Below are 20,486 nucleotides of genomic sequence, written 5' to 3' on the forward strand. Positions count from 1 at the left end.
CGGATATGGCACGTGAACGTGGGGAGCGGGATAACCGCGACCGGCAGCCGCGCGAGCGGGAAGAAAGCGAGCTGATCGAAAAGCTCGTCGGTATCAACCGCGTCGCCAAGGTGGTCAAGGGTGGTCGTCGCTTCGGCTTCGCCGCTCTGGTCGTCGTTGGCGACGGCAAGGGCCGCGTCGGCGTCGGCTCGGGCAAGGCCCGTGAAGTGCCGGAAGCGATCCGCAAGGCGACCGATCAGGCCAAGCGCGGCATGATCCGTGTTCCGCTGCGCGAGGGCCGTACGCTGCATCACGACACCAACGGCCACTTCGGTGCCGGCAAGGTCGTGCTGCGGGCGGCTCCGGCCGGTACCGGCATCATCGCCGGCGGTCCGATGCGCGCGATCTTCGAGGCTCTCGGCGTCGCTGACGTCGTGACCAAGTCGATCGGCACGTCGAACCCGCACAACATGATCAAGGCGACCTTCGACGCCCTGACCCAGGTCACCAGCCCGCGTTCCGTCGCGGCGCGTCGCGGTCGTCGCGTGAGCGACATCCTCGGCCGTCGCGAGGCCGGCGCCGGACAGGAGGCCTGATCATGGCGGAGAAGAAAACCGTCGTCGTGACCCAGATCGGCAGCCCGATCGGCCGCAAGCACGACCAGCGGGAGACGCTGGTCGGTCTGGGTCTCAACAAGCTGCACCGGACCCGCGAGCTGGAGGACACTCCGGCCGTGCGGGGCATGATCGCCAAGGTCGCGCACCTGGTCCGCGTCGAGAACGAGGGCTGAGATCATGACCAAGCTTAACGACCTGCGTGACAACGCCGGTGCCCGCAAGGCGCGCATGCGCGTCGGCCGCGGTATCGGTTCCGGCAAGGGCAAGACCGCTGGCCGCGGCGTGAAGGGTCAGACCTCGCGCACCGGCGTGGCGATCAACGGCTTCGAAGGCGGGCAGATGCCTCTGCACCGCCGCCTGCCGAAGCGTGGTTTCCGGAACATCTTCGCCAAGGAGTATTCGGTGGTCAACCTGGGCATGGTCCAGAAGGCCATCGACCTGGGCAAGCTGAATGCCTCCGAGACCATCGATGCCGCGGCGCTCAACGCCGCCGGCGTCACCGGCAAGGTGAAGAAGGACGGTGTCCGTCTGCTGGGCAAGGGCGAGCTGACCGCGAAGGTTTCCTTCACGGTCGCCGGCGCGTCCAAGTCGGCGATCGAGGCCGTCGAAAAGGCGGGTGGCAGCGTCACGCTGACCGCGCCCGCCGCCGAAGCCGCCGAGTAAGGTTCCGCGTGAAGCCCGTGCTTGCGCACGGGCTTTCGTGGCACTACAAAAAGCGAAGTCGCGAGGGGCGGCCTGCGTCATGCAGTGCCGCCCCGTTCGCGCTTACGGGACAGGGATTGGACCATGGCATCAGCGGCCGAGCAGCTTGCCGCCAACATCAATTTCGGGGCTTTCTCCAAGGCGACCGAGCTGAAAAAGCGGATTTGGTTCACCTTGGCGGCCCTGATCGTCTACCGGCTGGGCACCTACATCCCGCTGCCGGGCATCGACCCGACGATTCTCAGCGACGTCTTCAAGCAGCAGGGCGGCGGCATCCTCGGCATGTTCGACATGCTGGCCGGCGGCGCGCTCAGCCGCATGACCATCTTCGCGCTCAACATCATGCCGTACATCTCGGCGTCCATCATCGTGCAGTTGCTGACCGCCGTGTCGCCGCAGATGGAGGCCATGAAGAAGGAAGGCGAGGCCGGGCGCAAGAAGCTGAACCAGTATACCCGATTCGGCACGGTGGCGCTCGCCACGGTGCAGGCCTATGGCCTTGCGGTCGGCCTTGAGGCGATGCGCGGCTCCAGTGGGGCGGCGGTCATCGATCCGGGGCTGTTCTTCCGCGTCGCTACGGTCATCACGCTGGTCGGCGGCACCATGTTCCTGATGTGGCTGGGCGAGCAGATCACCGCCCGCGGCATCGGCAACGGCATCTCGCTGATCATCTTCGCCGGCATCGTCGCGGAACTGCCGCGCGCGCTGGTCAACACGCTGGAACTCGGCCGCCAGGGCGCCTTGTCCACCCTGTTCATCATCCTAATGCTGGTGATGTCGGTCGGCGTGGTGTTCTTCATCGTCTTCATGGAACGCGCCCAGCGCCGCCTTCTGGTGCAGTACCCCAAGCGCCAGGTCGGCAACCGCGTGTTCGGCGGCGAAGCGTCGCACCTGCCGCTGAAGATGAACACGGCCGGCGTCATCCCGCCGATCTTCGCGTCGTCGCTGCTGCTGCTGCCGCTGACTGCGGTGGGCTTCGCCGGCGGCGAGGGGCCGGAGTGGCTGCAGGCGGTGTCGCGCTATCTCGCGCACGGCACGCCGCTGTACATGCTGCTCTACGCCTCGCTGATCGTGTTCTTCTGCTTCTTCTATACGGCCATCGTCTTCAATCCGGCGGAGACGGCGGAGAATCTGCGGAAGTATGGCGGCTTCATCCCGGGCATCCGTCCCGGCAAGAACACGGCCGATCACATCGACTATGTGCTGAGCCGGCTGACGGTCATCGGCTCCGCCTACCTTGTGGCGGTTTGTCTCCTCCCCGAAATCCTGATATCCCAGCACTCGGTTCCGTTTTATTTTGGCGGCACCAGCCTGCTGATCGTGGTCACCGTCACGATGGACACGGTTGCGCAGATTCACTCCCACCTGCTGGCTCACCAGTATGAGGGATTGATCAAGAAATCGAAGCTTCGGGGGAGAAAGTAATGAACCTCATACTGCTCGGTCCGCCGGGCGCCGGGAAGGGGACCCAGGCGCGCCGTCTGGAAGACACGCGTGGCCTGGTGCAGCTGTCCACGGGCGACATGCTCCGCGCCATGGTGGCGGAAGGTGGGCCGCTCGGGCAGCAGGCGAAGGAGATCATGGCCGCCGGCAAGCTGATGCCGGACGAGCTGATGGTCAGCATGATCGCCGAACGCATTTCCAAGCCCGACGTCAAGAACGGTTTCATTCTCGACGGCTTCCCGCGCACCGTGGCCCAGGCCGAGGCGCTGGACAAGATGCTGGAGGAGAAGGGCCTGAAGCTCGACCATGTGATCGAGATGCGGGTCGTCGACGATGTCCTGGTGGAGCGCATCACCGGCCGCTACACCTGTGCCAAGTGCGGCAAGGGCTATCACGACAGCTTCGAGAAGCCGAAGGTCGAGGGCGTCTGCGACGTCTGCGGCAGCACCGAGTTCAAGAGGCGCGCCGACGACAATGCGGAGACGGTGACCACCCGCCTCGCCCAGTACCACCAGCAGACCGCGCCGATCCTGCCCTATTACCAGGGGCGTGGCGTGTTGAAGGCGGTCGACGGCATGGCCGACATCGATGAGGTGACGAAGGAGATCGAGGCGGTCCTCGCAAGCTGAGGATCGCATCGGCTCCATTGAGAAAGGCCGCAGTTTCCGGTGGGAAGCTGCGGCCTTTGTCGTTCTTCGGTACGGACGTGGAAGTGGCGGTTTCAGCCGGGCGTGCCCGGGGAGGGCGGGGCGCCAGCCTGGGGTGCCGCCGGTGTCGCCGGCTCCTCGGTCATGGTGCGGTAGCGGGCCAGGATCCAGCCGAGATGGGCGGTGACTGCATTGGCCGCGGCGTCGGGATCGCGGCGGGCGATGGCCTGATGGATGGCGCGATGATGTTCGATCATCAGCGCCTCGTGGTTCTCCATGAAGGGCTCGGTGTGCTTCATCTCCACCATGTTGCCGAGGATGTCGCGGATGGTGGAGAGCAGGTGCAGATAGACCGGGCTGCCCGATGCCTGGGCGACGGCGACATGGAAGTCCATGTCGTCGGCGGCGCGGCCGCCGTCGCGGTTGGTCTCGCTCATCGCCTGCAGGATGCGGCCGATGGTGTCGATCTGGTCCTGCGTCGCCCGTTCGGCGGCACGGCGGGCCGCCCAGCTTTCCAGCGCCATGCGGATCTCGACGAGGTCGCACAGGTTCTGGTGGGTGCTGCGCACCATGGCGGTCAGCGCGCCGTCCATCACCCCGGCGGAGGACACCACACGGGTGCCGCCACCCTGGACCGCGGTCAGGAAACCCTGGGTCTTGAGCTTCTGCAGGGCGGCCCGGACCGAGACCCGGCTGACATGCAACTGCTCGGCGAGCTGGCGTTCGCCCGGCAGACGCTCTCCCGGCACCAGCTCGCCGCGCGCGATGCGGTCGAGAAGCTGTTGAGCCACCCACTCCGAAATGCGCTGCGAGGAGGAGGGGACGTGAGCGCTGTCGTCGGTGCCGGGCACGGGTGATTCCCCTTCGGTCGAAAAGCGGTTCATTGGCAGTTGGTAATACCGGTAGCGGTCCCTGCGGGTCGGGTCAATGGTCGACAGGCCGGCTGCGGCGCCTTGCCCGCGGGATGAAAAAACAGGCCCGGCCGTCGGGCCGGCTCGATTGATGTCACCGGCTGCCGCGCCGGGCCAGCAGGATGCCCATCAGGATCACCGCGGCCCCCGCCGCCTGTAGCAACCCCAACGGCTCGTTCAGCAGAATCCAGGCCAGGATCGCGGCGGCGGCCGGCTGCAGCAGCAGGCTGACGGACGAGAAGGAGGCCGGGAGATGGGCCAGGGCGTAGGCGATCAGGCTCTGCCCGCCGGCATGGCTGAACAGCGCCAACCCGGCCAGCACCAGCCATCCGGCTGCGGTCGCCGGCAGCATCGTCTCGCCGCCAAACAGACCGAGCGGCAGAAGCACGGCTGCGGTGATGACGCCGCTCCAGGTCATGATGGTGGCGGTGGAGAACTCGGCGCGCAGATGCCCGACCGACAGGATGTAGCCGGCATAGAAGACCGCGGTCAGCAGGCCCAAGGCGTCGCCGAACAGATGGTCGGCGCTGAGCTGGAAGCTCTGCCCCATCAGCACGACGGCACCGGCCAGCGCCAGCAGCATGCCCAGGACGAAGCGTCCGGTGATCCGTTCCTTGAACAGGAACCACGCCACCGGTGCAACGAACAGCGGCGCGAAGTTGGCCAGCAGCGTGGCGTTGGCGACGGAGGTGTAGCGGACGGACGTGTGCCAGACCGCAAGGTCGCCGGCGAAGCAGAGGCCGGCCATGGACAGCCGGCCGTAATCGGCGAGCGAGGAGGGGCGCCGGCTGGCCCGGCCGGCACGCTGCCGCGACTCGCTTACCATCCATAGTGCCAGCACCGGGGTTGCCAGGGCCATGCGCCAGAATCCGATGGCGACCGGCCCGACATCGGACAGGCGGACGAAGATGGGAGCGAAGGCGATGCCGAGTGCGCCCAGCAGCAAGGCGATCAGGGCGACGCGTTGCGTCCGGGATGCATGGTCGACGGGGATTGCACTGGCGTCTGGCATGGGAGGGCTTATATCCGCCGATGATTGGGCAGACCAGCGGGACGCGCGTCATGGCTGCCGTGCGCGTTCAGGGTTCGCCTTTACGGTGTTGGCCCAGTGCGTCAGCGCGGACGGATGCGGCGCAGCGATACCGACTCGTCGTCTTCCGATCCGAAATCGTCATAGTGGATCGGGCAGCGGCCATCATTGCGCGGCCGGTCCTTCACCGTGGCGGGATACCAGTCGCCCTGCCACTCCACCTCAACCCGCATGCCGGGCTGGCACAGCGACGCGCCGGCCGGATAGCCGCCCGCGGAGGACGCAGGGGACTGAATCTGCGACTGGGCGGCGCCCGGCGGCATCGGGCTCAGCATCGGCGCCGCGGCTGGGGCCGGCTTGGGCTTCTCCTGGTCGCAGAAGGCGGTGCAGACGGTCCGGGCGATCACCTGGCCGCCGCAGCTGCCGCCGAAACAGTCGCGATAGTCGGCCTCGCACCGCGCCTCGCAGCTGCTGTTGCCGCAGGAGTAGGAGCGGTCGAAGTCGCTGACCGACCTCTTGATCGGCTTCTTTTCCGCCTGCTGCCGGTTGACATAGGCCTGATACTCGTAAAGCGCCCGCGACCGTGCCTCGTTCACGCAGGCCTGCTGGTTAAGGCCGCAGTTCTGGCGGCAGAAATTGCGGTTCTGCTGGCACTGGTTGACGCACAGCCGCCCCTCCGCCGAACTGGGCGGGATCAGGCTGTACTGGGTCTCATAGACGGGACCGCAAGCGCTGAGCAGCGCCATCACGGCAAGGCAGAGGGTGAGCAGGCGGAGCATGCGGGATGTCTTCCGGGTGGGTTCGCGCGGAAAGGGAAGAGCAGCGTAACAGCTTGCCGATCGGGCTACCACCATCGGCCGCGCTTCCGCCCGGTGTGGCGGTTGCGTTAGTGTGGCGCATGGTTGCCTCCATTCCTCAAGACTCCACGCGCGCCCCCGGCCAATCCCAGGACGGGCCGCCCGAACACCGCCAGCCGGTCACCGCGCCTGCACCCGCCCCGCGGATCGCCGTTCCGCTGCTTGGTCCCGACGATCCGCCGCCGGCGACCACGCTGAACCCCGATGCGGGCGGACCGCTGCTTCTGGTGTGCGACCATGCGTCGCGCGCAATCCCCAGGGCGCTGGGCGACCTCGGCCTGCCGGAAGAACAGCTTTGCCGCCACATCGCATACGACATCGGCGCGGCGGAGGTGACGCGGCGGCTGGCTGCGAGGTTCGGCGCCACGGCGGTGCTGTCCGGCTTCTCCCGGCTGGTGATCGACCCGAATCGGGCTTTGGAGGATCCGACCGCGATACCGGTGGTCAGCGACGATGTGGTGATCCCCGGCAACCGCGCTCTGGATGCCGGCGAGCAGGCCCGGCGGGTGGAGGCGCTGTTCCATCCCTATCATGCGGCGGTGGCCGCGGCGCTGTCGGTCATCCGCGGGCGCGGGCAGGTGCCGGTGATGGTGTCGGTGCACAGCTTCACCCCCGCCATGCGCGGGGTGGCGCGGCCCTGGCACATCGGCGTGCTGTGGGACAACGATCCGCGCCTGCCGGTGCCGCTGATCGAGGCGCTGACCGCCGACGGACGCTGGTGCGTCGGCGACAACCAACCCTATTCCGGCCGCGGCACGCTGGGCGGCACGGTGGAGACCCACGCGACGCCCGCCGGCTATCCCAACGTCCTGCTGGAGGTGCGGCAGGACCTGATCGCGACGCCGGAGGGGGCCGATCTGTGGGCGCAGGTGATCGGCGATGCGCTGGAACCGCTGCTGGCCTTGCCGTCGCTGGCGACCATCCAACATTTTCCGCGGGCCTGAACACCAGATGGAAACCGCCGTGACCGAACCGTCCTTCACCCTCGGCCTGGAAGAGGAATATCTGCTGGTGGACCGCGGCACGCGCGACATCGTGCAGAGCCCGCCGGACGACATGCTGGAGGCCTGTCAGGAGCAGGCGCCCGGCCGCATCCATCCGGAATTCCTGCGCTGCCAGATCGAGGTCGGTACTCCGGTCTGCAAGACGCTGGCCGAGGCGCGGGCCGAGCTGGCGGCCTTGCGTGCCACGGTGGCCGGGGTGGCCGACCGCTACGGGCTGGCGCCCATCGCCGCCTCCACCCATCCCTTCGCCGCGTGGGAGCCGCAGAAGCACACCAACCGCGACCGCTACAACATGCTGGCGCGCGACCTGGGGGCGCCGGCCCGCCGGCTGATGATCTGCGGCATGCATGTGCATATCGGGATCGAGGACGACGATCTGCGCATCGACCTGATGAACCAGGTCCGCTATTTCCTGCCGCATCTGCTGGCACTGTCGACCTCCTCGCCCTTCTGGCGCGGGCGCGACATGGAACGGCGGTCCTATCGGCTCAGCGTGTGGCACGAGCTGCCGCGCACCGGCATGCCCGCCGGCTTCCAGAGCTATGGCGAGTATCAGAGCCATGTCGCGGTCCTGGTGAATGCCGGGGTGATCGAGGATGCCAGCAAGCTGTGGTGGGACATCCGCCCGTCTTCGCGCTTTCCCACGCTGGAGATGCGCATCACCGACATCTGCACCCGGCTGGACGATGCGGTCACGGTGGCGGCGCTCTACCGCTGCCTGCTGCGCATGCTGTGGCGGCTGAAACTGCGCAACGTCACCTGGAGGCCCTACAAGAACCTGCTGATCGAGGAGAACCGCTGGCGTGCCCAGCGCTATGGCCTTGACAGCGGGCTGGTCGATTTCGGCCAGGGCCGCATCGTGCCCTATGCCGACCTGCTGGACGAGATCATCGACCTGACCCGCGAGGATGCCCTGCATTTCGGCTGCACCGCCGAGGTCGAGCGGGCGCGCGAGATCCTGGCCCGCGGCACCAGCGCGCACCGGCAGATCGCCATCTACCAGGAGGCGCTCGCGGGAGGCGCCGGCGAGGACGAGGCGCTGCGCCGGGTGGTGGACTGGCTGGTGGAGGAGACGATGGTGGGGGTGGCGGCCGACGGACAGGCGGCTTGAAACCTCGCCTGAACGCTGCTCCTCCCAACCACCTTGACGCGCGCGTCATGTCTCCATACGCTTCCGCACCGTCGATGCCGCTGGAATGCGGGTTGAACAGGGCTGGCAAATAAAAAGCTGAAAAGCAGAAGAGGGCCGCTCGACCATAAGCGGCCCTCTTTCCAATCCAAGGGGAGGGCGGGGCATGGCGGGCGCCAAGTTCCTGAAGTTCGATACGCAGACTCTGCATGCGGGACAGCGGCCCGATCCGGCGACCGGGGCGCGGGCGGTTCCGATTCACCTGACCTCCTCCTACGTCTTCAGCGACGTCGATCAGGCGGCGGCCCTGTTCAACCTGGAACGGCCGGGCCACATCTATTCGCGCATCTCCAACCCCACCGTCGCGGTTCTGGAAGAACGGCTGGCGACGCTGGAGGGCGGGGTGGGTGCGGTCTGCACCGCCAGCGGGCAGGCCGCGATGACGCTGGCGATCATGACGCTGATGGGGGCGGGCGGGCACATCGTCGCCTCCTCCTCCATCTATGGCGGCAGCCGCAACCTGCTGGCCTACACGCTGCCGCGCTTCGGCATCACCACCACCTTCGTCCATCCGCGCGACCTCGACGGCATCCGAGCGGCGATCCGTCCGGAGACCCGGCTGGTCTTCGGCGAGGTGCTGGGCAATCCGGGGCTGGAGGTGCTGGACGTGCCGAAGGTCGCGGCCATCGCGCATCAGGCCGGCATCCCGCTGATGATCGATTCGACCTTCACCACTCCCTATCTCTGCCGCCCGTTCGAGCATGGCGCCGACATCGTCATGCATTCCTGCACCAAATGGCTGGGCGGCCACGGCACCGCCATCGGCGGCGTGGTGATCGACGGCGGCCGCTTCGACTGGGAGGCCTCGGGCAAGTTCCCGACCCTGACCGAGCCCTATGCCGGCTATCACGGCATCGATTTCGCCGAGGAATACGGCCCCGCCGCCTTCATCGCCCGCGCCCGGGCCGAGGGCCTGCGCGATTTCGGCGCCTGCATGAGCCCGATGAACGCCTTCCAGATCCTGCAGGGGGTGGAAACGCTGCCGCTGCGGATGAAGTGCCACATCCATAACGCCCGCAAGGTCGTCTGCTTCCTGGAAGGGGAGCTGAATGCCGAGAAGGGTGCGGTCGCCTGGGTCTCCTACCCGGAACTGGTGGACCATCCCGACCATGCGCTGGCTTCCCGGCTGTTGCCGCACGGCGCCGGCTCCATCATCTCCTTCGGCATCCGCGGCAGCGGTCAAAGCGGCGGGCAAGGCGGCGTGGCGGGTGGCAGCCGCGAGGCCGGGCGCCGCTTCATCGAGTCGCTGACCCTGTTCTCGCACCTCGCCAATGTCGGCGACGCCAAGTCGCTGGTGATCCATCCCGCCAGCACCACCCACGCCCAGCTGGATGCCGAGGCGCTGGCCGCCGCCGGGGTGGGGGAGGACATGATCCGCCTGTCCATCGGGCTGGAGGATTGCGAAGACCTGATCGACGACCTGAAGCAGGCGCTGCGCGCCGCCACCAAGGGCTGAGGGCCGCGCCATGCAGCTGACCGTCAACGGAACCCCCGCCTTCGTCCACACCGGCGGCCGGGAGATCGATCCCGCCCGTCCGGCAATCGTGCTGATCCACGGCGCCGGCATGGACCACAGCGTGTGGAGCCTGCAAAGCCGCTATCTCGCCCATCATGGCCGCTCGGTATTGGCGGTCGATCTGCCGGGCCATGGCCGGTCCGGCGGAGAGCCTTTGGGCAGCATCGCCGCCATCGCCGACTGGGTGATCGCCCTGCTCGACGCCGCCGGTCTGGAACGGGCGGCACTGGTCGGCCACTCCATGGGTGCACTGGTGGCGCTGGACGCCGCCGCGCGGCACGGCGCGCGGGTGGAGGCGGTGGCGCTTCTGGGCGTGGCGGAACGCATGCCGGTGCATCCGGACCTGCTGGCCGCCGCCCATGCCGGCGAACAATCGGCCATCGAGATGGTGATCGGCTGGGGTCATGGGCCGCGCGGCCATGGCGGCGCCCAGGGCGGCAGCTGCCCGACGCCGGGCCTCGCGCTGATCCCCGGCGGCCGCCGGCTGATGGCGTCGATCCGGCCGGGCGTGCTGGGGGTCGATCTCGCGGCCTGCAACGAATACGGGCAGGGGGCGGATGCCGCGGCGTCGGTCGCCTGTCCCGCCCTGTTCCTGCTGGGGGCGCTGGACAAGATGACGCCGGCCAAGGCGGGGCGCGCTCTGGCCGCCTGCATCAAATCCTCGCAGGTCGTGGTCCTGCCCCAGACCGGGCATATGGTGATGACCGAGGCGCCCGATGCTGTGCTCGATTCGCTGACCTCTTTCCTGTCCTTGCGGCGGGGGTGAGGGTTACAACGGCGAAACCATTGGGGCCGAACCCGATTTTTACTGACATCACCCGTTAACGGTCGACTGCCTACTCTGACCGGCACGATCGGATTGCCGTCCCGAATTGAGACGGGCGGCAAGCCGGCCCAACCTCTCTTTGCCGGTTCGGAGGTGTCATCTTGCAGGCAGGCGAACGGTCGGTCGGCACCCCATCCCAGATGTTGGACGGAGCGGTTGCGGTGCTGTCGATGGACGGTCGCATTCTCCAGATCGGCCAAGCCGCGGCGGAGGTGCTGGGCCACACTCCCCAGGCGCTGACCGGCTCCCTGCTGGACCAGCATATTCATCCCGAGGATCTGCAGGTGGCGAAGCAGCGGCTTCGGACCCGGGCCGCCGCTCCGCAGGGCAGCAGCCGCCGTACCATCTTCCGCTTCCGCCATGCCGATGGCGGCTGGCGCTGGCTGGAGGTGACCGCTCGCAATGAACTGGACGATCCGGGGATCGGTGGGCTGGCCCTGACCGTCCGCGACGTCAGCGATGCCATCACCCTGTCGGAGCGGCTGCGCGCCAGCGAGGTGCGCTATCGCACGCTGGCGGAAGCGGCGCCGGTCGGGATCCTTCAGGCCGACGCGGCCGGTCAGGTGGTATTCGCCAATGCCCGCCTTTCGGCCATCACCGGGCTGGAGCCCGACCGGTTGCTCGGCGACGGCTGGCTCGGCGCCGTCCATCCCGACGACCGGGCGCGGGTTGCGGCGGAGTGGCGGATCGAGCCGGGCCGGGATCCGCAGCCCACCGATTTCCGCTTCCACGATCCGGAGGGGGCGGGGTCCGACCGCCGGGTGCTGTGCCAGCGCATCCTGATGGAGGACGGCGGCGCCATCGCCACCATCACCGATGTCAGCGAATATCTGCACACTGCCAACGCCCTGCGCCTGTCGGAGGCGCGCAACGAGGCGATCCTCGACACGGTTGCCGAAGCCATCCTCACTGTGGATGAGGCCGGCATCCTGCTCGGCTTCAACCGTGCGGCGGAGGCGATGTTCGGTGTTCCGGCCGGGGACATGCTGTGGCGTCCGCTCGACCGGCTGATTCCGCTGGCCCATCTGCGTGAGGAGGGCGGCGCCCGGCTGGAATTCGCGCCCGGCCAGACAACGGCCCTGGTTGCCCGCGATCGTGCCGCCGAGGCGGAACGTGCCGACGGCACCCGGTTCCCGGTGGAACTGTCGGTCAGCGCCAGCGAGGTGGAGGGGCGGCGGATCTATACCGCCATCCTGCGCGATGTGACCGAACGGCGCCGGGCGGAAGCCGAACTGCTGGCCGCCAAGGAGGCCGCCGAGGCGGCCGACCGCGCCAAATCGACCTTCATCGCCGCCATGAGTCATGAACTGCGGACCCCGCTTAACGCAGTGATCGGCTTCTCCCAACTGCTGGAGGCGCGGACGGACGCACCGTCAGCGGACCGGCGGGGGCAACAGCGCGATTGCGTCATCGCCATCAGGCAGGCAGGCGAGCAGCTGCTGGCCATCATCGACGATATCCTCGACATGGCACGAGTCGAGGCCGGCGGGCTGTCGCTGGCGGAAGAGCCGGTCGACCTGACGGCGCTTGCCGCCCAGGCGGTGGCCGATCTGGAGTTCCAGGCCACCCACCAGGGCGTGACGGTGGAGGTGGACGCAGCCGGCGATCTGCCGCCGATGCGGGGCGATGCGCGGCGCCTGCGCCAGGCGCTGGGCAATCTGTTGTCCAACGCCATCAAGTTCAGCCATCCGCAGGGCGTCGTGACGCTGGCCATGGCGCCCGCGCCCGACGGATGGGTGGAGCTGGCGGTGCACGACCGCGGCATCGGCATGCGGGCGGACGACATCGCGACCGCCCTGACCCCCTTCGCCCAGATCGACCAGAGCGCCACCCGCCGGTACGAGGGGATCGGCCTCGGCCTGCCGCTCGCGTTGCGTATGGTGGAGTCGCATGGCGGTACCCTGACGCTGGACAGCGCACCCGGTCAGGGCTGTACCGCAACCATCCGCCTGCCGCCGTCGCGTGTCATGACCATCGAGGACATGTTGGCGAGCATGATGTGATCGCCGCGACGCCCGTTCTGGCCCGATGCGCCGGGATGTGCCAAAAGCTGTCGCCATCCTTGCCCGTGACGGCGGGCAGCTTTGCAGAGGTGGGTGTGCGATGGCGGATCAGGACAAGACGATGGGTGCAGCGAAGGAAGCCGTGGTGCTGGTCAGCGGCGGCCTCGATTCGACGACGGTGCTCGCCATCGCCAAGGCGGAAGGCTATCGCGTCAACGCCCTCAGCTTCCGTTACGGCCAGCGCCATTCGGTGGAGCTGGAGGCGGCGCGGCGCGTGGTCGCGGCGATGGGGGTGGAGCGGCATGTGATCGCCGACATCGATCTGCGCGCCTTCGGCGGGTCCGCGCTCACCGACAGCATCGACGTGCCCAAGCATGACAGCGCCGCAGAGCTGGAGGCCGATCCGGGGCAGGGCATTCCCGTCACCTATGTGCCGGCGCGCAACACCGTCTTCCTGTCCTTCGCGCTGGCCTGGGCGGAAACGCTGGGGGCGTCCGACCTGTTCATCGGCGTCAACGCGCTGGATTACTCCGGCTATCCCGACTGCCGCCCGGAATACATCGCGGCCTTCGAAGCCCTGGCCAATCTGGCCACCAAGGCCGGGGTGGAGGGGACGAGCCGGTTCAAGATCCACGCGCCGCTGATGACGCTGGACAAGGCCGGCATCGTCCGCCGGGGGCTGGAGCTTGGGGTGGACTACAGCCTCACCCATTCCTGCTACGATCCGACGCCGGAGGGACTGTCCTGCGGTGCCTGCGACAGCTGCCTGTTGCGGCTGAAGGGTTTTTCCGAAGCCGGAATGAGCGACCCGATCCGTTACGCTGCCGGAACGGCACCGTAACGGAAAAGGTCGTTTCGCAAGCGGCCCTTGATTCCAAGGCCTCACTTCCAGGGCATGTCGGTCCACAGGGCGCGGAACTCGCCGTCCAGCTGCTTCAACTCCGCGGCGAAGGCATCGGGACCGACGATGCGCAGGGGCTGGAAGGTCTCGCGCGCCTTGGCCTGGAACTCCGGGTCCATCGCGGCCTTGGTGATCGCCTCGATCAGGGTGCGGCGGATGTCCGGCGGCAAACCCTTCGGGGCGCCGATGCCGCGCATGGACACCATGTCGATGGCATAGCCCTGTTCGCGGAAGGTCGGCAGGTCCGGCGCCATGTCCCAGCGCGACCGGCTCATCACCCCCAGCATGCGGACCGGATCGCCGCCGGCGATACCGCGCAGCCCCTCGCCCAGGTTCTGGTCGCAGATCCTGGTGTGGGAACCCAGCATCGCGCGGTAGTTCTCGGCGCTGCCGGCGAACGGCACATGGGTCATCTTCACCCCGGCCTGCCGTTCGAGCAGAAGCATGGCGAGATGGTCATCGGACCCCACGCCGGTGGATCCGACGGTAAGCGCGCCCGGATTGCCCTTCGCGAATTCAACCACGTCGGCGACCGAGCGGAACGGGCTGTCAGCGCGGACGGTCATCACGCCGGGATCGTCGACGATGTTCACCAGCGGGTCCAGCCGGTCCAGCGCATATCGCGCCTGCCGTTCGATCAGGATGGTGATCAGGTTGGGCGTGTTGATGAAGCCGATCGTATAGCCGTCCGGCGCGGCGTCGGCGATGGCGGCGAAGCCGATCTCGCCGCCGGCCCCCGGCCGGTTGAGGACGACGATGCGCCCGCCGCCGAGATAGCGCTCGATATAGGGCGCCAGCATGCGCGCCGTGACGTCGGTGGACCCGCCGGCGCCATAGGCGACGACCATGGTGATCGGCTTCTCGGGATAGGCGGCCTGCACCGCCGCAGGGGAGCCCGCGAGCCACAGCATCAGCGTCGCGAGCGCCGCAATCAGGAAAGAGGCGGCAGGGCCGCCGGCCATACGCTGGGGGAGAGACGCTGCTGTCATCGTTCGTCGTCCGATCCTTCGGGCTCCGCTCCCGGCCGCACCGGAGTTACCCGTTCATGATGCGTGTATGAATAAAGTAAGCGTATACCATAGCGGGTAATATGTCACAAATCCGATGCAAAAGATCTTGAACTTTCCGCCGATGTTCTCTCCAGACCGGCGGTCTGCGGCGAGAACGCGCTCGACGAGGGGGTGTCGTCCGGTAATAATGCAACTGGCGGAGATGGCGCCGGCGGCTGGATCGGCGGCCCCGGGTGATTTCCTCGGCGCTGCGGGCCGCATTGCCCGATGAAGCGGGTGTGGCGCCCGGGCCTTCCGCCGTCGCATGGCTGAGAGAGCGGACACATCCATCCAATGACACATACCCTGAGATCGCCCCGGTCGGCCGGATCCCGGCTGAGATCGCCCCAGGATCTCGCGGCCGGACTGCTGCTCAGCGCCATCGCCCTCGGCGGGCTCTGGCTGGCGCGCGGCTGGGAGGCGGGATCGCTGGCCATGATGCAGGCCGGCTTCTTCCCGCGGCTCGTCTGCTATCTCCTGCTGGCGGCCGGGCTGGCGTCCATTCTGCGCGGATTGACGGCGGAAGGACCGGCGACGCTGGCCTGGGCCTGGAGGCCGTCGGTCGCCATCACCATCGCCGTGATCGCCTTCGCGGCTCTGCTCGACAGGCTGGGTCTGGTGCTCGCCATCCTGGCGCTGATCGGCATCGGCGGATTGGCCGGACGGCCGCTGCGCCCCGGCCCCTTCACCGCATTGTGGGCCACGCTGGCCACGAGTTGCGTCGCCATCTTTTCCTGGGGACTGGGCCTGCCGCTCCAGATCTGGCCATGATGGACGTCTTCGCCAATCTCTGGCTCGGGCTGGGTGTGTCGGTCGAACCGATGAACCTGGTCTATTGCTTTCTCGGCGCGCTGATCGGCACGCTGATCGGCGTGTTGCCCGGACTGGGGCCGACGGCGACGGTGGCTCTGCTGCTGCCGATCACCTTCTACCTGCCGCCGGTGGGGGCGCTGATCATGTTGGCCGGCATCTTCTACGGCGCCCAGTATGGCGGATCGACCACGGCCATCCTGGTGAAGCTGCCGGGCGAATCCTCGTCCGTCATGACCTGCCTGGACGGCAACGCCATGGCGCGCCAGGGCCGCGGCGGCGTCGCGCTGGCGACGGCGGCGCTGTCGTCGCTGTTCGCGGGCTGCGTCACGACCCTGGTCATCGCGCTGGCCGGTCCGCCCCTGGCCGGGATGGCGCTGGCCTTCGGTCCGTCGGAATATGTGGCGCTGATGCTGGTCGGCCTGATCGGCGCGGTGACCCTGGCCCATGGGTCGGTGGTGAAGGCGGTGGCGATGATCCTGGTCGGACTGCTGCTGTCGATGGTCGGGACCGACGTCAATTCCGGCCAGATGCGCTTCACCTTCGACATTCCGCAGCTTTATGACGGGCTGGACTTCGTGCCGCTGGCGATGGGGTTGTTCGGCCTCGCCGACATCATCATCAACCTTGAGGAGACGGAGGGGCGGGGCATCGAACCCTCGCCGGTCCACCGGCTGTGGCCGAGCTGGCAGGACTTCAAGGATGCCTGGCCGGCGGCGGTGCGCGGCACGGCGCTGGGCGCCTTCCTGGGAATCCTGCCGGGGGGCGGGGCGACGCTCAGCGCCTTTTCCTCCTATGCCTTGGAAAAGAAGGTGGCGCGGGATCCTTCCGCCTTCGGCAAGGGCGCCATCCAGGGCGTCGCCGGGCCGGAAGCCGCGAACAATGCCGGCGCCCAGGCCAGCTTCATCCCGATGCTGAGCCTCGGCATCCCGTCGAACGCGGTGATGGCGCTGATGGTCGGCGCCATGATGATCCACGGCATCACGCCGGGGCCGCAGATCATGACCAAGCAGCCGGACCTGTTCTGGGGCATGATCGCCAGCATGCTGGTCGGCAACGTCATGCTGGTGGTGCTGAACCTGCCGCTGATCGGGCTGTGGGTGCGGCTTCTGCGCGTGCCCTATGCCTATCTGTTCCCGGCGATCCTGGTCTTCTGCTGCATCGGCACCTACAGCCTGAAGAACGACGTGTTCGACGTGCTGCTGATGGCCGGCTTCGGCGTGTTCGGCTATGTGCTGAAAAAGCTGGACTGCGAGCCGGCACCGTTGCTGCTCGGCTTCGTCCTCGGCCCGCTGCTGGAGGAGAATCTCAGCCGCGCCATGCTGCTGTCCCAGGGCGACCTGACCGTCTTCGTCACCCGCCCGATCAGCGCCGGCCTGATGGCCGTGGCCGCCGGCCTGCTGGCCCTCATCCTGCTGCCTGCCTTCCGCCGCCAGCGCGAGGTGGCCTTCAAGGAATAGGGCTGGCCTTACCCGCGACCCTATCCGGCAACCGAATCCCGTGGCGTCACGCCGCAGGATTCGGTTCTTGCCGAACAAGATAAAATTTTATATAAATACGCTTATACTTGTTCGGGATGATGGGAGCGCATCATGGCCGCCAATGTCTGGTTCGGACGCCGACTGCCCGGTGGCGCCATGCGCGCGGTGCTTCGCGAGCATCGCCGGGCGAACGCCCGCAAGCGTGCGCTGACCCGTGACGTCGCCCGCCTGATGCTGGTCGCCTCCGTCCTCGTGCTGGGCGTGCTGGCGGTGGAGATCGGCCGCAAGGCCGTCACCATCATCAGTCACGGCGCCGCGCAGAACTCGGTCGAACTGACGGGTTGAGCGGGCCGGTCAGGGCAGGACCACCACATAGCGCTTGGTCGTGGTCGCGACCACAGTCCAGCTGCCTTGGAAACCCGGTTCGATGACGAAACGGTCGCCGGCCTTCAGGGGCCAGGACCGGCCGTCGTCATGGGCGACGACGCTTTCGCCCTCCAGGATTTCGCAATACTCCCACTCGTCATAAGCGATGCGCCAGGAACCCGGGGTCGACCGCCAGGTTCCGGCGAACCGCTTGCCGTCGGTTGACTCGTAACCGTTCCAGGTGGTGAAGACGGGGGCTCCGGACAGGATGCGGTCGGCGGCCGGGCCGCCGGCTTCGGGGGCGATGCCGTCCAGGTCGGGCAGGGGAAGCAGGGTCATCGATCAGGCTCCTCACCAGGTCGCCAGCAGTGCCGGCAGGTCGCGCACCGAGTCGAGCCGGCGGTAATGGTCGTCGGGCACCTCGGCCTCTTCATGGGCCCAGGTGATGGCGTAGGGAATATGGACGGCATGGGCGCCGGTCGCCAGCACCGGCAGGATGTCCGACCGGACCGAGTTGCCGACCATCAGGAAGCGTTCCGGGTCGATGCCATGGCGGTCCATCACCCGCCGGTAGGTCGCCGGGTCCTTCTCGCTGACGATCTCCACCGCATGGAACAGCTCCGACAGACCGGAGCGGGCGACCTTGCTTTCCTGGTCGAACAGATCGCCTTTGGTGATCAGAACCAGCCGGTAGCGGGAAGACAGCGCCTCCACCACCTCCGCCACGCCGGGCAGCAGGTCCACCGGGTGGTCCAGCATCGCCTTGCCGAAGTCGATCAGGCTCTGCAGGTCGCGGGCGGCGACGTTGCCGTCGGTGACCGCAATCGCCGTCTCGATCATCGACAGCACGAATCCCTTGATGCCGTAGCCATAGACCCGGAGGTTGGCCCGCTCCGCCTCCAGCAGGCGGCGGTCGAGGTCGGTTGGGTCGGCGGCATGGGCCAGCAGGGCGCGGAAGCGGTCCTGCGTCATCGAGAAGAGCGATTCGTTGTGCCACAGCGTGTCGTCGCCATCGAACCCGATGGTCTCGAAGGTCTGCTTGCCGGGTGCGCCGCCGGGGGGCTGTATGCCGTTCATGGGAGTGTCCACAGGTTCGCGCGATTGATCAGTAAGTAAAACAATACATGGGCCAAGTCAGGTTGCCTTGTCCAGGGCATGAAGATGCGGGGGTCCGTTATTGTCCGTCTACCAAACCGTAAGTATCCGCAATGACGATTTTGCCACAGATCGGTGACATTCAGTGGCGAGTTCTTCGCTGCCTGCAAAGCGGGCATGTTGCCGCCGGGGGTGGCAACATGCCTCGAAGAAGCATAATTATATTTCCACACAAGGAGGACGTGATCGCCGACTGGCGGACCCTCCAAAACAAGACATCTCAGGAATCTCCATCATGGCCACCTTGCTGCATTCGGCCGAAGCCGGCCGTTCCACCTCCACCTTCTCCCACATCGTCGAAATGGCCTCGAACCTGCTGGGCCTGTGGCGCCAGCGCGTCGTGACCCGTCGTGAGCTGGGCTATCTGGACGACCGTATGCTCCAGGACATCGGCTTCAATCGCCTGGATGCCGAGCGCGAGATGTCGAAGCCGTTCTGGCGCGAATGAACGCCTGTACGCCGGCCGGCGAGTTCACCGGAAAAGGCCGCTTCCGTTGATCGGAAGCGGCCTTTTTCTTTGTCCGCGTTTTCGGCCTGCCCAAAGAATGGGCTGCACAAAAAGTGACCGGCAGGAAAAGAAAAGCCCGCCGCCGGATCGATCCGGCAGGCGGGCATTTTCTTGGACCAGATCCGGGAAGGGCAGGGCGCCGCCCCGCCGCCTTCTCAGATGCAGTAGTGCTGCAGCGGCGCGAAGCCGTTGAAGCAGACGGCCGAGTAGGTCGTGGTGTAGGCACCGGTGGCGTGGATGCGCACGCGGTCGCCGGCCTTCAGACCCATCGGCATCTTGTAGTCGGCACGCTCATACAGCACGTCGGCGCTGTCGCAGGTCGGACCGGCCAGGATCACCGCCTCGCGGTCTTCTTCCTGCTCATCGCCCAGCACCTCGATCGGGTACTGGATCGCCTCGTCCATCGTCTCGGCCAGACCGCCGAACTTGCCGATGTCCAGATAGACCCAGCGCTTGGGATCCTCGGCCGACTTGCGCGACACCAGGACCACTTCGCTCTCGATGATGCCGGCACTGCCGACCATGCCGCGGCCGGGCTCCACGATGGTTTCCGGCAGGTGGTTGCCGAAGTGGGTGCGCAGCGAGTCGAAGATCGCCTGGCCGTAGGCGGTGCATTCCGGCACGTCGGTGCGGTAGCGGGTGGGGAAGCCGCCGCCCAGGTTGATCATGCCCAGGTCGACGCCCAGCACCTCAAGCTCGCGGAACAACTGCGCCACCTGGAAGATGGCGTGGTCCCACTGCATCAGGTCCTTCTGCTGCGAGCCGACATGGAAGGACACGCCATAGGGCTGCACGTCCATGTCGCGGGCCTTCAGCAGCAGCTCGCGCGCCATCGTCAGGTCGCAGCCGAACTTGCGCGACAGCGGCCATTCGGCGCCTTCGCCCGAGGTCAGGATGCGGCAGAAGACGCGGGCGCCGGGGGCGGCGCGCTCGATCTTCTCCAGCTCCGGCTCGCTGTCGAAGGCGAACAGGCGCACGCCCAGCTCATAGGCGCGGCGGATGTCGCCTTCCTTCTTGATGGTGTTGCCGAAGGAGATGCGGTCCGGGGTGGCACCGGCGGCCAGCGCCATCTGGATTTCCGGAACCGAGGCGCAGTCGAAGGCGGAGCCGAGACGGGCCAGCAGGCTGAGGATTTCCGCGGCCGGGTTCGCCTTCACCGCATAGAAGATGCGGGCATCGGGCAGGGCGTCGTGCAGATCGTTGTAGTTCTGCTCGACGACATCCAGGTCGATGACGAGGCAAGGGGTCTGCGGGCGCTGCTCTTGGAAAAAGCGCGCAATCTTCTGGGTCATCTCAGTCTCCTGGGACGCAAGATGATGGAACGGAATGGGTGAAGTCGGGGGGGACGGAGCGGCCGGGCGGGCCGATCAGCAACTGAAAAAGCTGATCAGGCGCTCAGGCCGCCAATACTGGATTGCCCCGTACAGAACCCTGTTCTGTCCGTTTGGTCCAGGAGCGGCAGATTTCGGAGACGGGTGAGCACGCGCCCACC

General features: G+C 67.4%; 22 protein-coding genes. 15 read left to right on the forward strand and 7 right to left on the reverse strand.

Translation table 11 applies throughout. The features are described from left to right. The first annotated feature begins 5 nt into the window (after positions 1–5). The 5 genes from rpsE (at position 6) to AZOLI_RS02050 (ending at position 3,370) form a co-directional block, all read left to right on the forward strand. Positions 6–575: a 30S ribosomal protein S5 gene (rpsE, locus tag AZOLI_RS02030; RefSeq protein WP_014246902.1), complete on the forward strand. Its 570-nt coding sequence runs from the start codon at positions 6–8 to the stop codon at positions 573–575. Positions 576–577: 2 nt separating this feature from the next. Then, positions 578–769, forward strand: coding sequence for a 50S ribosomal protein L30 (gene rpmD / locus AZOLI_RS02035; RefSeq protein ID WP_014246903.1), 192 nt, complete (start codon positions 578–580; stop codon positions 767–769). A gap of 4 nt (positions 770–773) precedes the next feature. Continuing rightward, positions 774–1,259: a 50S ribosomal protein L15 gene (gene rplO, locus AZOLI_RS02040; protein WP_014246904.1), complete on the forward strand. Its 486-nt coding sequence runs from the start codon at positions 774–776 to the stop codon at positions 1,257–1,259. A 123-nt stretch (positions 1,260–1,382) separates the two neighbouring features. Then, positions 1,383–2,723 carry a preprotein translocase subunit SecY gene (gene secY, locus AZOLI_RS02045; protein WP_014246905.1) on the forward strand — a complete coding sequence of 447 codons (1,341 nt, stop codon included), beginning with the start codon at positions 1,383–1,385 and terminating at the stop codon, positions 2,721–2,723. Beyond that, positions 2,723–3,370 (forward strand): adenylate kinase, encoded by a 648-nt coding sequence (locus AZOLI_RS02050; protein ID WP_014246906.1) that lies wholly within the window; start codon positions 2,723–2,725, stop codon positions 3,368–3,370. The genes secY and AZOLI_RS02050 overlap by 1 nt, the downstream gene beginning before the upstream one ends. 92 nt (positions 3,371–3,462) lie before the next feature. On the opposite strand, the gene AZOLI_RS02055 is transcribed toward AZOLI_RS02050, so the two are convergent. From AZOLI_RS02055 to AZOLI_RS02065, 3 genes are all read right to left on the reverse strand, one after another. After that, the gene (locus AZOLI_RS02055) at positions 3,463–4,239 is read right to left on the reverse strand and encodes a FadR/GntR family transcriptional regulator (protein WP_014246907.1); all 777 of its coding nucleotides are present in this window, start codon (positions 4,237–4,239) and stop codon (positions 3,463–3,465) included. Positions 4,240–4,393: 154 nt separating this feature from the next. After that, positions 4,394–5,311, reverse strand: a complete 918-nt coding sequence (locus AZOLI_RS02060; protein WP_014246908.1) for a DMT family transporter — start codon at positions 5,309–5,311, stop codon at positions 4,394–4,396. 101 nt (positions 5,312–5,412) lie between these two features. Beyond that, complete coding sequence (locus AZOLI_RS02065; protein ID WP_014246909.1) at positions 5,413–6,108, reverse strand: hypothetical protein; 696 nt, start codon at positions 6,106–6,108, stop codon at positions 5,413–5,415. A gap of 119 nt (positions 6,109–6,227) precedes the next feature. Here AZOLI_RS02065 and AZOLI_RS02070 point away from each other — a divergent pair, with 119 nt between their 5' ends. The 6 genes from AZOLI_RS02070 to queC all read left to right on the forward strand — a co-directional run bounded on the left by AZOLI_RS02070 (position 6,228) and on the right by queC (position 13,565). Next, positions 6,228–7,130, forward strand: a complete 903-nt coding sequence (locus tag AZOLI_RS02070; protein WP_014246910.1) for an N-formylglutamate amidohydrolase — start codon at positions 6,228–6,230, stop codon at positions 7,128–7,130. 19 nt (positions 7,131–7,149) lie between these two features. After that, on the forward strand, positions 7,150–8,301 hold the full coding sequence (locus tag AZOLI_RS02075) for a carboxylate-amine ligase (protein WP_044550331.1): 1,152 nt from the start codon (positions 7,150–7,152) through the stop codon (positions 8,299–8,301). A gap of 184 nt (positions 8,302–8,485) precedes the next feature. Continuing rightward, positions 8,486–9,835 carry an O-acetylhomoserine aminocarboxypropyltransferase gene (locus AZOLI_RS02080; RefSeq protein ID WP_014246912.1) on the forward strand — a complete coding sequence of 450 codons (1,350 nt, stop codon included), beginning with the start codon at positions 8,486–8,488 and terminating at the stop codon, positions 9,833–9,835. Positions 9,836–9,845: 10 nt separating this feature from the next. Then, on the forward strand, positions 9,846–10,661 hold the full coding sequence (locus tag AZOLI_RS02085; RefSeq protein ID WP_014246913.1) for an alpha/beta fold hydrolase: 816 nt from the start codon (positions 9,846–9,848) through the stop codon (positions 10,659–10,661). 161 nt (positions 10,662–10,822) lie between these two features. Then, positions 10,823–12,724, forward strand: coding sequence for a PAS domain S-box protein (locus AZOLI_RS02090; RefSeq protein WP_014246914.1), 1,902 nt, complete (start codon positions 10,823–10,825; stop codon positions 12,722–12,724). A gap of 100 nt (positions 12,725–12,824) precedes the next feature. Beyond that, on the forward strand, positions 12,825–13,565 hold the full coding sequence (gene queC, locus AZOLI_RS02095) for a 7-cyano-7-deazaguanine synthase QueC (RefSeq protein WP_014246915.1): 741 nt from the start codon (positions 12,825–12,827) through the stop codon (positions 13,563–13,565). Between the two features lie 41 nt (positions 13,566–13,606). Here the strand turns inward: queC and AZOLI_RS02100 are convergent, their stop codons facing one another. Then, positions 13,607–14,614 (reverse strand): tripartite tricarboxylate transporter substrate binding protein, encoded by a 1,008-nt coding sequence (locus AZOLI_RS02100; protein ID WP_162487949.1) that lies wholly within the window; start codon positions 14,612–14,614, stop codon positions 13,607–13,609. Between the two features lie 354 nt (positions 14,615–14,968). Here AZOLI_RS02100 and AZOLI_RS02105 point away from each other — a divergent pair, with 354 nt between their 5' ends. From AZOLI_RS02105 to AZOLI_RS02115, 3 genes are all read left to right on the forward strand, one after another. Then, positions 14,969–15,445: a tripartite tricarboxylate transporter TctB family protein gene (locus tag AZOLI_RS02105; protein ID WP_014246918.1), complete on the forward strand. Its 477-nt coding sequence runs from the start codon at positions 14,969–14,971 to the stop codon at positions 15,443–15,445. Next, positions 15,442–16,944 (forward strand): tripartite tricarboxylate transporter permease, encoded by a 1,503-nt coding sequence (locus AZOLI_RS02110; protein WP_014246919.1) that lies wholly within the window; start codon positions 15,442–15,444, stop codon positions 16,942–16,944. The genes AZOLI_RS02105 and AZOLI_RS02110 overlap by 4 nt, the downstream gene beginning before the upstream one ends. Positions 16,945–17,076: 132 nt before the next feature. Continuing rightward, the gene (locus AZOLI_RS02115) at positions 17,077–17,310 is read left to right on the forward strand and encodes a hypothetical protein (protein WP_014246920.1); all 234 of its coding nucleotides are present in this window, start codon (positions 17,077–17,079) and stop codon (positions 17,308–17,310) included. A gap of 9 nt (positions 17,311–17,319) precedes the next feature. Here AZOLI_RS02115 and AZOLI_RS02120 read toward each other — a convergent pair whose 3' ends face one another. Together AZOLI_RS02120 and AZOLI_RS02125 are read right to left on the reverse strand one after the other, a co-directional pair. Continuing rightward, entirely contained in the window at positions 17,320–17,670 is a 351-nt protein-coding gene (locus tag AZOLI_RS02120; protein WP_014246921.1) for a cupin domain-containing protein, read from the reverse strand. A gap of 12 nt (positions 17,671–17,682) precedes the next feature. Next, positions 17,683–18,408, reverse strand: coding sequence for an HAD family hydrolase (locus AZOLI_RS02125; RefSeq protein WP_014246922.1), 726 nt, complete (start codon positions 18,406–18,408; stop codon positions 17,683–17,685). Between the two features lie 313 nt (positions 18,409–18,721). Between AZOLI_RS02125 and AZOLI_RS02130 the strand changes: the two genes are divergently transcribed. Further along, positions 18,722–18,934, forward strand: coding sequence for a DUF1127 domain-containing protein (locus AZOLI_RS02130; protein WP_014246924.1), 213 nt, complete (start codon positions 18,722–18,724; stop codon positions 18,932–18,934). Between the two features lie 215 nt (positions 18,935–19,149). Here AZOLI_RS02130 and AZOLI_RS02135 read toward each other — a convergent pair whose 3' ends face one another. After that, positions 19,150–20,286 carry a type III PLP-dependent enzyme gene (locus AZOLI_RS02135; protein WP_014246925.1) on the reverse strand — a complete coding sequence of 379 codons (1,137 nt, stop codon included), beginning with the start codon at positions 20,284–20,286 and terminating at the stop codon, positions 19,150–19,152. Between the last annotated feature and the right edge of the window lie 200 nt (positions 20,287–20,486).

It is taken from the genome of Azospirillum lipoferum 4B, assembly GCF_000283655.1.
GTDB lineage: Bacteria > Pseudomonadota > Alphaproteobacteria > Azospirillales > Azospirillaceae > Azospirillum > Azospirillum lipoferum_C.

Excerpts from the sequence above, each read along its gene's own strand:
- rpsE (WP_014246902.1), top strand. The coding sequence starts at position 6 with ATGGCACGTGAACGTGGGGAGCGGGATAACCGCGACCGGCAGCCGCGC.
- rpmD (WP_014246903.1), top strand. The coding sequence starts at position 578 with ATGGCGGAGAAGAAAACCGTCGTCGTGACCCAGATCGGCAGCCCGATC.
- rplO (WP_014246904.1), top strand. The coding sequence starts at position 774 with ATGACCAAGCTTAACGACCTGCGTGACAACGCCGGTGCCCGCAAGGCG.
- secY (WP_014246905.1), top strand. The coding sequence starts at position 1,383 with ATGGCATCAGCGGCCGAGCAGCTTGCCGCCAACATCAATTTCGGGGCT.
- AZOLI_RS02050 (WP_014246906.1), top strand. The coding sequence starts at position 2,723 with ATGAACCTCATACTGCTCGGTCCGCCGGGCGCCGGGAAGGGGACCCAG.
- AZOLI_RS02060 (WP_014246908.1), bottom strand. The coding sequence starts at position 5,311 with ATGCCAGACGCCAGTGCAATCCCCGTCGACCATGCATCCCGGACGCAA.
- AZOLI_RS02065 (WP_014246909.1), bottom strand. The coding sequence starts at position 6,108 with ATGCTCCGCCTGCTCACCCTCTGCCTTGCCGTGATGGCGCTGCTCAGC.
- AZOLI_RS02070 (WP_014246910.1), top strand. The coding sequence starts at position 6,228 with ATGGTTGCCTCCATTCCTCAAGACTCCACGCGCGCCCCCGGCCAATCC.
- AZOLI_RS02080 (WP_014246912.1), top strand. The coding sequence starts at position 8,486 with ATGGCGGGCGCCAAGTTCCTGAAGTTCGATACGCAGACTCTGCATGCG.
- AZOLI_RS02085 (WP_014246913.1), top strand. The coding sequence starts at position 9,846 with ATGCAGCTGACCGTCAACGGAACCCCCGCCTTCGTCCACACCGGCGGC.
- queC (WP_014246915.1), top strand. The coding sequence starts at position 12,825 with ATGGCGGATCAGGACAAGACGATGGGTGCAGCGAAGGAAGCCGTGGTG.
- AZOLI_RS02100 (WP_162487949.1), bottom strand. The coding sequence starts at position 14,614 with ATGACAGCAGCGTCTCTCCCCCAGCGTATGGCCGGCGGCCCTGCCGCC.
- AZOLI_RS02105 (WP_014246918.1), top strand. The coding sequence starts at position 14,969 with ATGACACATACCCTGAGATCGCCCCGGTCGGCCGGATCCCGGCTGAGA.
- AZOLI_RS02110 (WP_014246919.1), top strand. The coding sequence starts at position 15,442 with ATGATGGACGTCTTCGCCAATCTCTGGCTCGGGCTGGGTGTGTCGGTC.
- AZOLI_RS02115 (WP_014246920.1), top strand. The coding sequence starts at position 17,077 with ATGGCCGCCAATGTCTGGTTCGGACGCCGACTGCCCGGTGGCGCCATG.
- AZOLI_RS02120 (WP_014246921.1), bottom strand. The coding sequence starts at position 17,670 with ATGACCCTGCTTCCCCTGCCCGACCTGGACGGCATCGCCCCCGAAGCC.
- AZOLI_RS02125 (WP_014246922.1), bottom strand. The coding sequence starts at position 18,408 with ATGAACGGCATACAGCCCCCCGGCGGCGCACCCGGCAAGCAGACCTTC.
- AZOLI_RS02130 (WP_014246924.1), top strand. The coding sequence starts at position 18,722 with ATGGCCACCTTGCTGCATTCGGCCGAAGCCGGCCGTTCCACCTCCACC.
- AZOLI_RS02135 (WP_014246925.1), bottom strand. The coding sequence starts at position 20,286 with ATGACCCAGAAGATTGCGCGCTTTTTCCAAGAGCAGCGCCCGCAGACC.